Origin of the sequence: Sphingomonas sp. Leaf21 (assembly GCF_916858675.1) — a bacterium.
Lineage (GTDB): Bacteria > Pseudomonadota > Alphaproteobacteria > Sphingomonadales > Sphingomonadaceae > Sphingomonas.
On the sequence record NZ_CAKASM010000001.1, the window covers coordinates 49063 to 63409 of the forward strand.

Annotated in this window: 16 protein-coding genes; 7 read left to right on the top strand and 9 right to left on the bottom strand. The window is 68.6% G+C overall.

The window, feature by feature from the left end; genetic code table 11:
* The first annotated feature begins 58 nt into the window (after positions 1-58).
* From ilvD to LRP66_RS00245, 4 genes are read left to right on the top strand one after another with little or no spacing between them, the layout of a single operon-like run.
* Positions 59-1780, top strand: coding sequence for a dihydroxy-acid dehydratase (ilvD, locus tag LRP66_RS00230; RefSeq protein ID WP_230480438.1), 1722 nt, complete (start codon positions 59-61; stop codon positions 1778-1780).
* On the top strand, positions 1767-2144 hold the full coding sequence (locus LRP66_RS00235) for a hypothetical protein (protein ID WP_230480439.1): 378 nt from the start codon (positions 1767-1769) through the stop codon (positions 2142-2144). The genes ilvD and LRP66_RS00235 overlap by 14 nt, the downstream gene beginning before the upstream one ends.
* Positions 2141-3520: an NAD(P)H-hydrate dehydratase gene (locus tag LRP66_RS00240; RefSeq protein ID WP_230480440.1), complete on the top strand. Its 1380-nt coding sequence runs from the start codon at positions 2141-2143 to the stop codon at positions 3518-3520. Before LRP66_RS00235 ends, LRP66_RS00240 begins: the two co-directional genes overlap by 4 nt.
* 4 nt (positions 3521-3524) lie before the next feature.
* Positions 3525-4721, top strand: coding sequence for a class I SAM-dependent RNA methyltransferase (locus tag LRP66_RS00245; protein ID WP_230480441.1), 1197 nt, complete (start codon positions 3525-3527; stop codon positions 4719-4721).
* Here LRP66_RS00245 and truA read toward each other — a convergent pair.
* Together truA and fmt are read right to left on the bottom strand one after the other, a co-directional pair.
* Positions 4703-5452 (bottom strand): tRNA pseudouridine(38-40) synthase TruA, encoded by a 750-nt coding sequence (truA, locus tag LRP66_RS00250; protein ID WP_230480442.1) that lies wholly within the window; start codon positions 5450-5452, stop codon positions 4703-4705. The genes LRP66_RS00245 and truA overlap by 19 nt on opposite strands.
* Positions 5449-6354 (bottom strand): methionyl-tRNA formyltransferase, encoded by a 906-nt coding sequence (gene fmt, locus LRP66_RS00255; protein ID WP_230480443.1) that lies wholly within the window; start codon positions 6352-6354, stop codon positions 5449-5451. Before fmt ends, truA begins: the two co-directional genes overlap by 4 nt.
* A 54-nt stretch (positions 6355-6408) precedes the next feature.
* Between fmt and recR the strand changes: the two genes are divergently transcribed.
* From recR to rmuC, 3 genes are all read left to right on the top strand, one after another.
* Complete coding sequence (gene recR / locus LRP66_RS00260; RefSeq protein WP_230480444.1) at positions 6409-7005, top strand: recombination mediator RecR; 597 nt, start codon at positions 6409-6411, stop codon at positions 7003-7005.
* 44 nt (positions 7006-7049) lie between these two features.
* Positions 7050-7571, top strand: a complete 522-nt coding sequence (gene def / locus LRP66_RS00265) for a peptide deformylase (RefSeq protein WP_230480445.1) — start codon at positions 7050-7052, stop codon at positions 7569-7571.
* Between the two features lie 98 nt (positions 7572-7669).
* Entirely contained in the window at positions 7670-9136 is a 1467-nt protein-coding gene (rmuC, locus tag LRP66_RS00270; RefSeq protein WP_230480922.1) for a DNA recombination protein RmuC, read from the top strand.
* 83 nt (positions 9137-9219) lie between these two features.
* Here the strand turns inward: rmuC and LRP66_RS00275 are convergent, their stop codons facing one another.
* From LRP66_RS00275 to LRP66_RS00305, 7 genes are read right to left on the bottom strand one after another with little or no spacing between them, the layout of a single operon-like run.
* Complete coding sequence (locus LRP66_RS00275) at positions 9220-10032, bottom strand: TrmH family RNA methyltransferase (RefSeq protein WP_230480446.1); 813 nt, start codon at positions 10030-10032, stop codon at positions 9220-9222.
* The gene (locus tag LRP66_RS00280) at positions 10032-10304 is read right to left on the bottom strand and encodes an HPr family phosphocarrier protein (RefSeq protein WP_230480447.1); all 273 of its coding nucleotides are present in this window, start codon (positions 10302-10304) and stop codon (positions 10032-10034) included. Before LRP66_RS00280 ends, LRP66_RS00275 begins: the two co-directional genes overlap by 1 nt.
* Entirely contained in the window at positions 10301-10708 is a 408-nt protein-coding gene (locus LRP66_RS00285; RefSeq protein WP_230480923.1) for a PTS sugar transporter subunit IIA, read from the bottom strand. The genes LRP66_RS00280 and LRP66_RS00285 overlap by 4 nt, the downstream gene beginning before the upstream one ends.
* A gap of 18 nt (positions 10709-10726) precedes the next feature.
* On the bottom strand, positions 10727-11638 hold the full coding sequence (rapZ, locus tag LRP66_RS00290; protein ID WP_230480448.1) for an RNase adapter RapZ: 912 nt from the start codon (positions 11636-11638) through the stop codon (positions 10727-10729).
* Positions 11638-12078: an HPr kinase/phosphorylase gene (locus tag LRP66_RS00295; protein WP_230480449.1), complete on the bottom strand. Its 441-nt coding sequence runs from the start codon at positions 12076-12078 to the stop codon at positions 11638-11640. The genes rapZ and LRP66_RS00295 overlap by 1 nt, the downstream gene beginning before the upstream one ends.
* Positions 12075-13640, bottom strand: coding sequence for a sensor histidine kinase (locus LRP66_RS00300; protein WP_230480450.1), 1566 nt, complete (start codon positions 13638-13640; stop codon positions 12075-12077). The genes LRP66_RS00295 and LRP66_RS00300 overlap by 4 nt, the downstream gene beginning before the upstream one ends.
* On the bottom strand, positions 13609-14316 hold the full coding sequence (locus LRP66_RS00305; protein WP_230480451.1) for a response regulator transcription factor: 708 nt from the start codon (positions 14314-14316) through the stop codon (positions 13609-13611). The genes LRP66_RS00300 and LRP66_RS00305 overlap by 32 nt, the downstream gene beginning before the upstream one ends.
* Positions 14317-14347 lie beyond the last annotated feature (31 nt).

Below are 14347 nucleotides of genomic sequence, written 5' to 3' on the forward strand. Positions count from 1 at the left end.
CCCTCCCGAACGAAATTTGCTTGCGTCAAAGCCCGGTCTCGCGACATAGGCCTGCGCCATGACACGCCAATTCGATAAGTCTCGCCTGCCGTCGCGGCATGTTTCCGTCGGCCCCGAGCGCGCTCCGCACCGCAGCTACTATTACGCGATGGGTATCCAGGAAGAGGATATTGCCAAGCCGTTCGTCGCGCTGGCCAGTGCGGGCAACAACTCGGCGCCGTGCAACACCACGCTCGACGCGCAGGCCGATGCCGCGCAGGGCGGGGTGATACGGGGCGGAGGCATGCCGCGCCGGTTCAACACGATCACCGTGACCGACGGCATCGCCATGGGCCATCAGGGCATGAAGTCCTCGCTGGTCAGCCGCGAGGTCATCGCGGACTCGGTCGAGCTGTCGGTGCGCGGCCACTGTTACGACGCGCTGGTCGGCTTCGCGGGGTGCGACAAGTCGCTGCCCGGCATGATGATGGCGATGCTGCGCCTGAACGTGCCGTCGATCTTCGTCTATGGCGGATCGATCCTTCCCGGTCGGCATCAGGATCGCGACGTGACCGTCGTCGACGTGTTCGAGGCGGTGGGCCAGCATGCGGCGGGCAATTGTCCGCTTCACGACCTGATCGCGCTGGAGAAGGTCGCCTGTCCGGGCCACGGCGCGTGCGGCGGCCAGTTCACCGCCAATACCATGGCGTGCGTCGGCGAGGCGATCGGCCTGTCGCTGCCCAACAGCAACATGATGCCCGCACCCTTCCTCGATCGCCACGGCATCGCCGAGGCGGCGGGCGAGCAGGTGATGGAACTGGTCGCCCGCAACCTGCGCCCGCGCGACATCTGTACCCGCGAGGCATTCGAGAACGCCGCCCGCGTCGTCGCCGCGACCGGCGGATCGACCAATGCGGGGCTTCATCTGCCCGCGATGGCGAACGAAGCGGGGATCGACTTCGACCTGTTCGACGTGGCCGAGATCTTCAAGACCACCCCCTATATCGCCGACCTCAAGCCCGGCGGCCGCTATGTCGCCAAGGACATGTACGAGGCGGGCGGTGTCTATATGCTCATGAAGACGCTGCTCGCGGGCGGCTATCTCCATGGCGACTGCATCACCGTCACCGGCAAGACGCTGGCGGAGAATATCGACGAGGTTACCTGGAACCCCGACCAGAAGGTGATCTACGACGTGAAGACTCCGCTGTCGCCGACCGGCGGCGTGGTGGGGCTTCGCGGGTCGCTGGCACCCGAGGGCGCGATCGTGAAGGTGGCGGGCATGAAGCGCCTCCAGTTCGAGGGCGTCGCGAAGGTCTTCGACTGCGAGGAGGATGCCTTCGCCGCCGTGGAGGCGCGGGCCATCACCGAGGGCACCGTCGTCGTCATCCGCTATGAGGGGCCCAAGGGCGGTCCCGGTATGCGCGAGATGCTGTCGACCACCGCCGCGCTATATGGTCAGGGGCTGGGCGAGAAGGTCGCGCTCATCACCGACGGTCGCTTCTCGGGCGGGACGCGCGGTTTCTGTATCGGTCATGTCGGTCCCGAGGCGGCCGATTGCGGGCCGATCGCGCTGGTCGAGGACGGCGACATCATCCGTATCGATGCCGAGGCGGGGACGATCGACCTGCATATCGAGCCATCGGTGCTCGACGAACGGCGCGCGCGCTGGACCCCGCGGGTGAACGATTATCAGGCGGGCGTGTTGTGGCGCTATGCCCAGAATGTCGGCCCCGCGCATCAGGGCGCGGTCACCCATCCCGGCGCCAAGTCCGAGCGCCATGTCTATGCGGATATCTGATCGGCTGCTGCTGGTCGGCGCGCTTGCGCTGGCGGGGTGTTCGGGCGGGCAGGGGTCGGAGCAATCCGATGGCCCCGCCGCCGCGCAAAAGCCGGGCCTGCCGATCGATTGCGCGCTGGCGGGTGCGCAGGGGTTCAGCCGCGACTGCACGGTCGAACAGTCGGCCGCCGGTCAGGACGTGATCCTGACCGTGCGGCATCCCGATGGCGGCTTCCGCCGCCTGCGCGTGACCCATGACGGCAAGGGCGTGGCGAGCGCCGACGGCGCGCAGCCGACACGGGTCTCGGTCGCGGACGCGAGGCAGATCGAAGTGCAAGTCGGCGAGGATCGCTATCGCCTGCCCGCGACGGTCGGCCCGCGATGATCCCGATCGCGGGGCTCCCGGTGCTGACCGCCGCCGAGATGCGGGCGGCCGAAGGTCGGACCATGGCCGATGGCACCACGGAGGCCACGCTGATGGAGCGCGCCGGATATGGCATCGCCGAAGCCGTCGCGCGACTGGCGGCCGGGCGTGAGGTGCTGGTCCTCTGTGGGCCCGGCAATAATGGTGGCGACGGCTATATCGCGGCTTCGCTTCTCCGTCGGCGCGGTCTGCCGGTGCGGGTCGCGGCCAGTGACGCGGCCCGGAGCGAGGGCGCCCGGCGTGCGCGCGCCGGATGGGACGGTCCCGTCGACAGCCTAACCGAAGCGCCCGGCGCGCCCGTGCTCGTCGATGCGATCTTCGGAACCGGTCTGTCCCGTGCTCCGGCGAGCGAGGTGCAGTCCGCTCTCCGCCGTCTGGCATCGGAAGCGTGGCTTCGCATCGCCATCGACCTGCCCAGCGGTATCGCGAGCGACGACGGTATCCTTCTGGGCGAGGTGCCACGCTTCGACGTGACCCTCGCGCTGGGCGCGGTCAAGCCATCGCACCTGCTACAACCGGCGGCGTCGCATATGGGACAGGTGCGGTTGGTCGAGATCGGCGTTGCCGTCGATAGCGGGGCGCGCGTGATGCGGCGTCCGACCTTGCCTCTGCCGGATGCGGCGTCTCACAAATACAGCCGTGGCATGGTTGCGATCGTCGCGGGTAGCATGTCGGGCGCGTCCGAACTGGCCGCGACGGCCGCGCTGCGCGCAGGGGCGGGCTATGTCCTTCATCTGTCGACCGATCCGGCGGCATCGGCACAGCCTCATGCGATCGTGCGTCGCCGCTATTCCGCCGACGCGCTTGCGGAGGACCGGATCGGGGCACTGGTCGTCGGTCCCGGCCTCGGACGCGACGACGATGCGCGGGCGCGTCTGTCCGCCGCGCTGTCGAGCGGACGACCTTTGGTGATCGACGGCGACGCGCTCCGCCTTGCCGACATCGCGGCCTTGCACCGTCACGAACCGCCCAAGATCCTCACCCCGCATGGCGGCGAATTCGAGCATCTGTTCGGCAGCGTCACCGACGGCAAGCTTCGTGCGACCCGCCGGGCGGCCGAGCGCAGCGGTGCGATCGTCGTCCACAAGGGCGCCGATACGGTCGTCGCCGCGCCCGATGGCCGCGCGCTGCTGTGCCCCGAGGCCAGCCCCTGGCTCTCGACCGCCGGGACCGGCGACGTGCTGGCCGGAGCGATCGGCGCGATGCTCGCGGCGGGCATGGAGCCGCTGGCGGCGGCGGAGGCAGGGGTGTGGCTCCATGCGCAGGCCGCGCGGTCCTGCGGCGCGGCATTCATCGCGGACGACTTGGCAGACGCACTTTCCGCCGTCAGAGGCTGATGGCATGAACGATATCATCATCCGCGTCGCTGCCCGAGGTGAGGGCGTGACCGAGACCGGGCGACATGCCGCCTTTGCCGCGCCCGGCGATACCCTGTCGGCTGACGGAGCGGTCATCCCCGGCCCGCATCACCAGACGCCGCCCTGCGGCCATTTTCCCCGCTGTGGCGGTTGCCAGCTCCAGCATCTCGACGACGAGAGCTATGCGGGCTTCGTCACCGACCGTATCGCGGCGGCGCTCGATGCGCAGGGGCTGACCGCGCCCTTGCGCCCGGCGCATCTTTCGCCCCCGCGCAGCCGCCGCCGCGCGACCCTGCATGCCGAGGCCAAGGGCGGCCGCGTGATGATCGGCTTTTCCGAGGAGAAGAGCCACGCGATCATCGATATCGCCGAGTGCCATATCCTCGATCCGCGCCTCTTCGCGCTGATCGCGCCGCTCCGCGGGCTTTTGCAGCGGTTGGGGTTCAGGCGGCGCGGCGACGTGCATCTGGCGATCGCGGATCAGGGCGCGGATGTGCTTGTGACCCATTTCTCGCCGGATGGCCTGGAGGCAGCGGAGACGATCATCGCCTTTTGCGAACGCCACGGTGTCGCACGCTTTTCGGTCGATGACGGGCTCGGGGCCGAAACGCGTTGGGAGCCGGAGCCGGTGACCATCACCCTGGGCGGGGTCGCCGTTCCGTTGCCCGCCGGTGCCTTCCTTCAAGCGACGCCGGACGGCGAGGCGGCGCTCGTCGCCGCCGTGCGCGAAGCCGTCGGCCAGCCGCGCACCACCGCCGACCTGTTCGCCGGGCTGGGCACCTTCGCGCTCGCACTGCCGGGCAAGGTCTATGCGGCGGAGGGCGCGCGCGATGCGATCCTGTCGCTGAAGGGCGCTGCGAACATGCAGCATCGCCCGGTGTTCGCCGAGCACCGCGATCTCTATCGCCGTCCGCTGACCAAGGCGGAACTGGACCGGTTCGACGCGATCGTGCTCGACCCGCCGCGTGCGGGCGCCCGCGACCAGGCGGACGCGCTGGCCGGTGCGGAGGTCCGAGCCGTCGCCTATGTCTCGTGCAATCCTTCGAGCTTCGCGCGCGATGCCAAGGCGATGGTCGAGCAGGGTTGGCAGTTGCGATGGGTCCAGCCGGTCGGGCAATTCCGCTGGTCGACGCATGTCGAACTGGCGGCGAGCTTCGTGCGTCAGGCTTCGTCGGGATAATCCGCCGCGACGAAGAACAGTCCGTCGGGCGGCGCATTCAGGCCCAGTCGTGCCCGATCCCGCGCCGCCAGCGCCGCTGCGACATCGTCTGGTGACCAGCGGCCCATGCCGACGAATGCAAGGCATCCGACCATCGACCGCACCTGATGATGCAGGAAGGATCGGGCGGCGGCGCGGACGTACAGTCGCGCGCCGTCCCGCTCGACGATCAACAGATCGAGCGTCCGCACCGGGCTGTCCGCCTGGCAATGGACCGAGCGGAAGGTGGTGAAGTCATGCCGCCCCACGAGATGCCGGGCGGCCTCGGCCATGGCGCGCTCGTCGAGCGGCTGTGGAACCTGCCACGCCAGCCCCGCTTCGAAGGTCAGCGGCGCGCGGCGGTTGACGATCCGATATTCGTAGGACCGGCGGATGCATGAAAAGCGTGCATGCCAGTCGTCGGCGACCTCGACACAGTCGAGGACCGCCACGGGCGCGGGCCGGGCGCGAGCGTTGATCGCCTCCATCAGCCGGAAGGGCGCGATCGGCCTGGCGATATCGACATGCGCGCGCATCGCCAGTCCGTGCACGCCCGCATCGGTCCGACCGGCGGCATGGACGGCGGTCCGCTCGCCGGTGATCGCATGGATCGCGTCCTCCAGCGCCTGCTGCACGCTCGGCCCATGCGACTGTCGCTGCCAGCCCATGAAGGGGCGCCCGTCAAATTCGACCCTGAGGGCGAAGCGCGTCAAAGTCGCGTGCCCGCCGGAATCGCGAAGCCGCGCAGCAGGTCGTCGGCACCGGACACGCCGCGCCCGGCGCGTTGGACCGTGACGGGGCGGATGGCCCCCTCGCCACAGGCGATGGTGAGCCGATCGTCCAGCACCTCACCGGCGCTGCCGTCCAGATCCTCGATCGCGGCGGCCAGGATCTTGATCCGCTCGCCCTGATATTCGAACCAGGCACCGGGGGCGGGGTGAAAGGCGCGAACCTGCCGCTCCAGCGCGACCGCGCTTCGGGTGAAGTCCAGCCGCGTTTCCGCCTTGTCGATCTTGGCGGCATAGGTGACGCCCTCGGCGGGCTGGGGCCGGGCCGGATAGCGTGCGGGATCAGCGAGCACGCGGACCATCAGGTCGGTGCCCATCGCGGCGAGTTCTGCGGTCAGCTCGCCGGTGGTCTTTCGCCCGATGGGGGTCGATCCCTCCAGCCGGACGGGGCCGGTGTCCAGCCCCGCTTCCATCTGCATGATCCCGACGCCCGTCACCGCATCGCCCGCCAGTATCGCCCGCTGGATCGGCGCCGCGCCCCGCCACCGGGGCAGCAGCGAGCCATGGACGTTCAGGCAGCCCAGGCGCGGCGCGTCGAGGATCGGCTGGGGCAGGATCAGGCCATAGGCCGCCACCACCGCGACATCGGCGTCATGCGCGGCGAACCGCGCCTGCTCGTCCGGATTGCGCAGGCTGACCGGTGTCAGGACCGGGATGCCGCGTGCCTCCGCCGCCTGCTGGACCGGCGAGGGGACGAGTTGGCGCCCGCGACGCCCGCCGGGACGCGGCGGCTGGCTGTAGCTGGCGACGATGTCGTGTCCGGCCTCGGCCAGCCCTTCCAGAACCGGGACGGCAAAGCCCGGCGTGCCCATGAAGATGATCCGCATGGCGATGGTCTCTCTGCGCTGGCGGGATGGCGCGCAACCCCCTATCTGTTCGTCATGGCATCCCCCGAGATCGAGGCGCTGACCCAGGCGCTGGCGCGCATCCCCGGCCTTGGCCCTCGCTCCGCCCGGCGCGCGGTGCTGCATCTCCTGAAAAAGCGCGAAGCGGCGCTGACCCCGTTGCTGACGGCACTGGCGGCGGTGGAGGAGCGGCTGGAAACCTGCGCCCTCTGCGGCAATATCGACACCGCCAATCCATGTGCCATCTGTGTCGATCCCCGGCGCGACGCGGGCGCGCTGTGCGTCGTCGAGGAGGTGGCCGACCTTTGGGCGCTGGAGCGGTCGCGGCTGTTTCCGGGGCGCTTCCATGTGCTCGGCGGGCGACTATCGGCGCTGGAGGGGATCCGGCCGGAGGATCTCGCGATCGACGCGCTGGTCGGCCGGATCGAGGGGGGCGGGATCGACGAGGTCGTGCTGGCGATGAACGCCACGCTGGAGGGCCAGACGACCGCGCATTACATCGCCGAGCGGATCGAGCGTTTTCCGGTTCGCGTCACCCAACTGGCGCATGGCCTGCCGGTCGGGGGCGAGCTGGACTATCTCGACGAGGGTACGCTCGCGCAGGCGTTGCGGGCGCGGCGGCCCGTGGTCTGATGCGCCGTCTTGACGGTCCCCGGCCCGCGCCGTAGCGAACCGGCATGGCCATTCTCCCGATCGTCGAAGTTCCCGACCCCCGCCTGCGTCTCGTCTCCAAGCCCGTGGAGGCGGTCGATGACTCGATCCGTCAGCTCGTCACCGACATGATCGACACCATGTACGATGCGCACGGCATCGGGCTGGCCGCGATCCAGGTCGGCGTCGACAAGCGCGTCCTCGTCATCGATCTTCAGGAGGAAGAGGATGAGGAAGGCAAGCCGGTCAAGAACCCCAGGGCCTATATCAACCCGGAGGTCCTGTCGGTCAGCGAAGAGCTGTCCACCTATAACGAGGGCTGCCTCTCGATCCCCGAACAATATGCCGAGGTGAAGCGCCCCGCCAGGTGCCAGGTCAAGTGGCTGGACGAGAAGGGCGCGGCGCATGAGGCGGAACTCGACGGCCTGCTCGCCACCTGTATGCAGCATGAGATCGACCATCTGAACGGCGTGCTGTTCATCGATCACGTCAGCCGGTTGAAGCGCGACATGCTGATGCGCAAGCTGGGCAAGCTGCGAAAGGGCTGATCGGCGCATCGGTCGGGCGTGACGGGCGATTGCCCCTGTTCGATCCCGATCGTTCGTTCTATGTTCCGGCCTGTCCTTGGTTCTGACAGGTTTACATGATGCCCGAATTGATCGTCGTCGCGCTGCTGGCGCTCCTTGTCGGGGGGCTGGCCGGATGGCTGGCCGCCAAGCGGACCGCCGATAGCCTGGCCGCCGAACTGGCGACCGCAAGGGCGCGCGCGGCGGAGGTCGACCCACTGCGCGCGGCGCGCGACGTGGCCGAACGCGACAAGAGCGAGGCGCTTCAGGCGCTGGCCGAATTGCGTGGTCGCGCCGCCGATCTCGACGTGATCCGCGCCGCGCGCGACGCGGTCGAGGCGGAGCGCAACGCCGCGCTCCGCGAGCTGGCCGAGGTACAGGCGCGCGCGCAGGAGCGCGAGGCGGCACACGCCCTGACTCTGGAGGCGCTGGGCAGGGCGCGCGAGCAGATCAACACGCAGTTCGGCGAAGCGGCGGCGCGCGCACTCGAAGTCGCGCAGCGCCAGTTCCTCGAACGCGCCGAGGCGCGCTTCCGCCAGTCGGAAGAGGCGTCGGGACAGACGCTGAAGGCGCTGCTCGATCCCGTTCACCAGCGGCTGCAACGCTATGAAGACGGTGTCCGCAAGGTCGAGGACGAACGCCGCGATGCGTTCGGCGAACTCAAGGGCCAGATCGAGGCGATGCGGATCGGGCAGGAGCGCGTCTCGGGCGAGGCGGCCAAGCTGGTCAATGCGCTCCGCAACGCGCCGAAGGCCCGTGGTCGCTGGGGCGAGCAGCAGCTTCGCAACGTGCTGGAAAGCTGCGGGTTGTCCGAACATGCCGATTTCCAGACCGAGGTCAGCGTCGCGGACGGCGAAGGCGGGCGGCTGCGTCCCGACGCGATCGTCCGGGTGCCGGGCGGCAAGGCGCTGGTGATCGATGCCAAGGTCTCGCTCAACGACTATCAGGACGCGTTCGGAGCGGTCGACGAGGTCGAGCGGCTTGCGGGCCTGTCGCGCCACGCCGCGGCGATGCGCGCGCATGTCAACGGTCTCGGCAACAAGAGCTACTGGAACCAGTTCGAGGACGCGCCCGACTATGTCATCATGTTCGTGCCGGGCGAGCATTTCCTGTCGGCCGCGCTGGAGCATGACCCGACATTGTGGGACTTCGCGTTCGACAAGCGCGTGCTGCTGGCGACCCCGACCAATCTGATCGCGATCGCGCGGACGGTGGCGGCGGTATGGCGGCAGGAGAAGCTGGCGCAGGAAGCGCGGCAGATCGGCGCGCTCGGCAAGGAGCTGTATGCGCGGCTCGCGGTGATGGGCGGGCATGTGTCGAAGCTGGGCAAGAATCTCGACACCGCGATGACCGCCTATAATGCCTTTGTCGGTAGCCTGGAGAGCCAGGTGCTGACCAGCGCCCGGCGTTTCGAGGCGCTGAACATCGATACCGGGGGCAAGAGCATCGAACAGCCTCCGCTGGGTGAACAGGCCGTGCGTCCGTTGACCAAGCTGATGCCGGTTGCCGAACTGACCGACGCTGGCGAGGCGGCGGAGGCGTCCTGACGTTTTATGGGGTTGGTCGTGGGGCGCGCCTGCCGTTCGGGGCGTGGCCTTCGACGTCGCTCAGGCTCAACAGGGAACCGCGATCAGCCCGCCTTCGCGCCGCCCTGTTGCGCCAGGACCTCATAGGCCATCACCGCCGTCGCGACTGCCGCGTTAAGGCTGTCCGCCTTGCCAAGCATCGGAATCTTGACCAGCGTATCGCAGGCGGCCGCATAGTCCTCCGGCATCCCCTGGGCCTCGTTGCCGGTCAACAGGAAGGTCGGGGCCGAATAGCGCGCCGCGCGGTAATCCGATTCGGTGTCGAGGCTGAGGCCCACCAGCTGGCCCGGACCCTGCCGCAACCATTCGAGGAACGGCTGCCACTCGGTCCGCACGATCGGCACGGTGAACAGCGCCCCCATGCTCGCGCGCACGGCTTCGACCGAGAAGGGATCGACGCACTCGCCGATCAGGATCAGCCCACCGGCGCCCACCGCGTCACCGGTGCGCAGGATCGTTCCCAGATTGCCGGGATCGCGCAGGCGCTCGGCGACCAGCCATATCCCGGCCGCGTTGCGATCCAGATCGTCCAGCGTGGCGCCGAGTTCCTCGAACACGCCGACGACCGCCTGGGGATTGTCCTTGCCCGACAACTTCGAAAGGATATCTGGCGTCGTCTCGATCGCCTCGCCGTCCGACGCTTCGACCGCGTCGATCAGTTCGCGAACCAGCGGATGGCTGGCCGAGGGCCTGGCGAAGAACAGCAGTGTCGGGATACGTCCCGTCTCACGCGCTTCGGTCAGGATGCGCAGGCCCTCGGCCAGGAACTGGCGGGCTTGCTTGCGATGGCGCTTGTCGCGCAGATCGCGGACCCACTTGATCAGCGGGTTGGAATAGGCGGTAATCTCGCGCGGCATCAGTCTTCGCCGAACTTGGCTTCCACCAGCGCCGCGAGCGCCTCGACCGTCGCGTCGGCACCGTCGCCCGCCGCGCTGATCGTGATGGTGTCGCCCATCGCCGCGCCCAGCATCATCAGGCCCATGATCGAGGTGCCCGTCACCGTGCTGCCGTCCTTGCCGACCCGGACTTCGCACGGCTGTGTCGAGGCAAGGGTGACGAACTTGGCGCTGGCACGTGCGTGGAGCCCGCGACGATTGGTGATGAGGACGGTCCGCGACTGCTCCGTCATGCGGCGGCCTCGCCCAGCACCTCGGAGGCGACCGAGATATATTTGCGGCCCGCCTCGCGCGCGGCGGCGACCGCGTCGACCACCTGCATCGATTTGCGCGCCGAGCCCAGACGGATCAGCATCGGCAGGTTCATGCCCGCGATCACCTCGACCCGGCCGCGCTCCATCAGAGAGATGGCGAGGTTGGAGGGCGTGCCGCCGAACAGGTCGGTCAGCACGATGACGCCGCGCCCGGCATCCACCGTCGCGATGGCGGCGGCGATGTCGGTGCGCCGCTCCTCCATATCGTCATCGGGTCCGATCGCGATCGTCGCGATCCGCTCCTGAGGGCCGACCACGTGAATCATCGCGGTCACGAACTCATCGGCGAGCCGCCCGTGCGTCACCAGAACCAGACCGATCATGTCAGACACGCATATCCATCATTGCTTGGCCGGCCCGGCTTCCAGTGAGTCTTTCGGCACGGCACTCAAATCACGATGTATCACCGTGGGCGAAAAACCGTTCCGGCGCAACCGTCCCGCAAGCCGTTCGGCGACATGGACCGAGCGATGTCTCCCTCCGGTACATCCGATCGCGATGGTGATGTAGGATTTGCCCGACGCGATGTAGCGCGGCACCAGCGTGTCTAGCAGCGCCTCGATCTGCCCGACCGACGTCTCGTAGGCGGGATCGCTGCGGATATAGTCGATCACGCCCTGGTCCAGCCCGGTGCCGGGCCGCAATTCGGCCGACCAATGCGGATTGCGCAGGAAGCGCATGTCGAACACCAGATCGGCGTTGCGCGGCAGCCCCTTGGAAAAGCCGAAGGACATGACGGTCAGCACCGGCTCGCTCAGCCCCTCGACCGCGTAGTTGGCCCGGATCCACTGGCCCAGATCGTTGCTGGTCATGTTGGTCGTGTCGAGCAGTCGGTCCGCCATGTCGCGCAGCGGCGCCAGCATCGCGCGCTCATGGGCGATGCCGTCATCCGCGGCGCGGTCCATCGCGAGCGGATGGCGGTGCCGCGTCTCGGCATAGCGACGCTTCAGCTCCGCGCCGCCGCAGTTCAGGAACAGCGTCTCGATCGCCAGATTGGGGCTCTGGTTCAGGCGGCGGATGCTCTGTGCGATGTGTTCGGGTGCGAAGTCACGGGTGCGAACGCCGATGCTGATCGCCAGCGGCCGGTTCTTGCCCTCCATGCCGCGTGGTGGCGCGGCTTCCAGCAGGCCGTCGAGCAGGAACAGCGGCAGATTGTCGACCACCTCCCAGCCAAGATCCTCGAGCGTCTTGAGCGTCGTCGACGTGCCGGCACCGGACATGCCGGTCACCAACAGGATACGTTTGCGGTCCATTAGCGGCGATCCTTGAGACGCATGACCATGAGCTCGACCTTGATCGGGGCCGAAGCGGGAAACGGGTTGAGCCGATAGAGCGGAAGCGCGACGCCCGCGAGGATCGTCTCCCGATCCTCCGGCAGCCGTTCCTCGTCACCGGGTTCGGACGATAAATCGATTACCAGGCCGATGGTTGCCGAGGCGCGATAGGGGAGGGCGACGATCCCGACGCCGCGTGCCTCGATCCGACCGGCGATCGTCGCGGGCACCGTCACGCCGACCGCGCCGTCGCGCTCCCCGACATGCAGATAATCGTCGCCGACCAGCATCGCGCCCCGGTCGATCAGGCGCAGCGCGAGGTCGGACTTGCCGGCGCCGGACGGTCCGCGCAGCAGCACGCCGGTCTCGCCGATCGCGACGCAGGTCCCGTGGATCAGCTCCGGGAGGGGCGACGTCATGCCACCGGGGCCAGCGGCAGGCGGACGACGAAGCGTGCGCCGCTCAGGCGATCCTCGCGCGACTCGACATGGACGCGGCCCTGATGCGCCTCGACGATGGTCCGCGCGATGGCGAGGCCAAGCCCCGAATGCTGGCCGAAATCCTCAGAGCTGGGGCGTATCGAGTGGAAGCGGCGGAAGATCGCCTCTCGCGCGTCTTCCGGGACGCCGGGTCCTTCATCCTCGACCCGCACGACCAGATCGTCCTGCTCGCGCGACAGGCTGATCGCGACGACCGCCTCGTCGGGGGAGAAGGACAGCGCGTTGGAGATCAGATTCTCGAATACGCGTTCCAGCCGAGCGCCCTCGCCCGAGATGATCGCGGGGCCCGGCTCGGTGGCATCGAAGCGGAGGCGGATGCCACGCTCCACCCCGCGCGCCTCGCGCTGGTCGATCAGCCCGGCGAGCAGCGCGTGAAGGTCGACGGGGTCGAACTTGGCGCGACTCAGCTGCGCATCGAGGCGCGAGGCGTCGGAGATGTCGGTGATGAGGCGATCGAGTCGCCGCACGTCGTCGCGTACGATCGCCAGCAATTGCGCCTGCAGATCGGGGTCGTGCACCGTTTCGAGCGTATCGACCGCCGAGCGCAGCGACGCGAGCGGGTTCTTGAGTTCGTGCGTCACGTCAGCGGCGAATGCCTCGGTCGCATCGATCCGCGCGCGCAGGGCGAGGCTCATGTCGGACAGCGCGCGGGCGAGCATCCCAAGCTCGTCGCGGCGATCGGGCAGGCGTGGCACGACGACTTCGCGTGCGCGGCCGAGCCGGACGCGCACGGCGGCGCGGGCGAGACGCCGCAGGGGGCGGACGATGGTGCGTGCGAGAAAGAGCGAGAGCAGCACCGAGATCAACGCGACGAGGGCGAGCAGTACGCTCAGCCGGAACCGCTCGATTCGTACCGTCTCGGTTATGAAACGGGCATTTTCGGTGGCCATGATCGCGCCGCCGCTGGGGAGCGGGGCCGCGGCGGTGATCACCGGGGTACGGTCGGGCGCTCGCCATACGGTCGCGGCGATGCGGCCGCGTCGGGCGGCCCGAACGTCGGGCCATTCGGCACCACCTCGCCGCTCGCGATAGAGCGGCGGGCGAGCGGCGCCGACGACGGTATCGATCGCCGCGTCGAGGAAGCGCGCGATCGACTGCCCGAGATCCTGCTTGTCGGGATCGCGCAGGACGACGTTGCGGATGCCCAATGCCCGGCTGTCGCTCAGCAGCCGTCCGCTGGCGTCGAACAGCCTGAGGCGTGCGCCCGTGTCGCGCGCCAGGCGAACGACCAGCGGGTCGCGCTCCTCGCTGCGCACCGAGGTCAGGGCCTCGCCCATCAACCGGACCTCGCGGAGCGACTGTTCGACGCGATTGTCGAGCAGTCGGGTGCGATAGGAGTCGAGGTAGAAGAAGCCGCCCGCCAGCAGCAGCAAGGCAAAGATGTTGATCGCCAGGATTCGCTGCGTCAGCGAAATCTGGCCCGACCAGCGCAACGCCAGGTCGGAGGCTTCACTCCTCGGAGAATCGGTAGCCGGCGCCATAGAGCGTCTCGATGGCGTCGAATTCGGGGTCGACCTGACGGAACTTGCGGCGCAGGCGCTTGATATGGCTGTCGATCGTGCGGTCATCGACATAGATGTCGTCCTGATAGGCGGCATCCATAAGCTGGTTGCGCGTCCGCACGATGCCCGGCCGCTGTGCCAGCGTTTCCAGGATCAGGAACTCGGTGACGGTCAGCGTGACCGGCTCGTCCTTCCACGTCACACGGTGGCGGGCGGGGTCCATCGCCAGCGCACCGCGCGTCAACGGGCCCTGCACGTCGACGGCGGGCGTTCCCTGCGGCGCACCGACATATTCCGATCGCCGGAGGATCGCACGGATGCGCGCGATGAGCAGCCGCTGCGAGAACGGCTTGGCGATATAGTCGTCCGCGCCCATCGCGAGTCCCAGCGCCTCGTCCAGCTCGTCGTCCTTGCTGGTCAGGAAGATGACCGGAATCTGGCTCTTCTCGCGCAGGCGGCGAAGCAGCTCCAGCCCGTCCATCCGTGGCATCTTGATATCGAAGATCGCCAGGTCGGGCGGATTGTCGATCAGCGCCTTCAACGCGGCCTCGCCATCGGCATAGATCCGCGTGACGAATCCCTCCGCCTGAAGCGCGATCGAGACCGATGTCAGGATGTTCCGGTCGTCATCGACCAGGGCGATCGTCGCGGTCATGCGAGGAGCCCATGGGCAAGCGTTGCGTGCG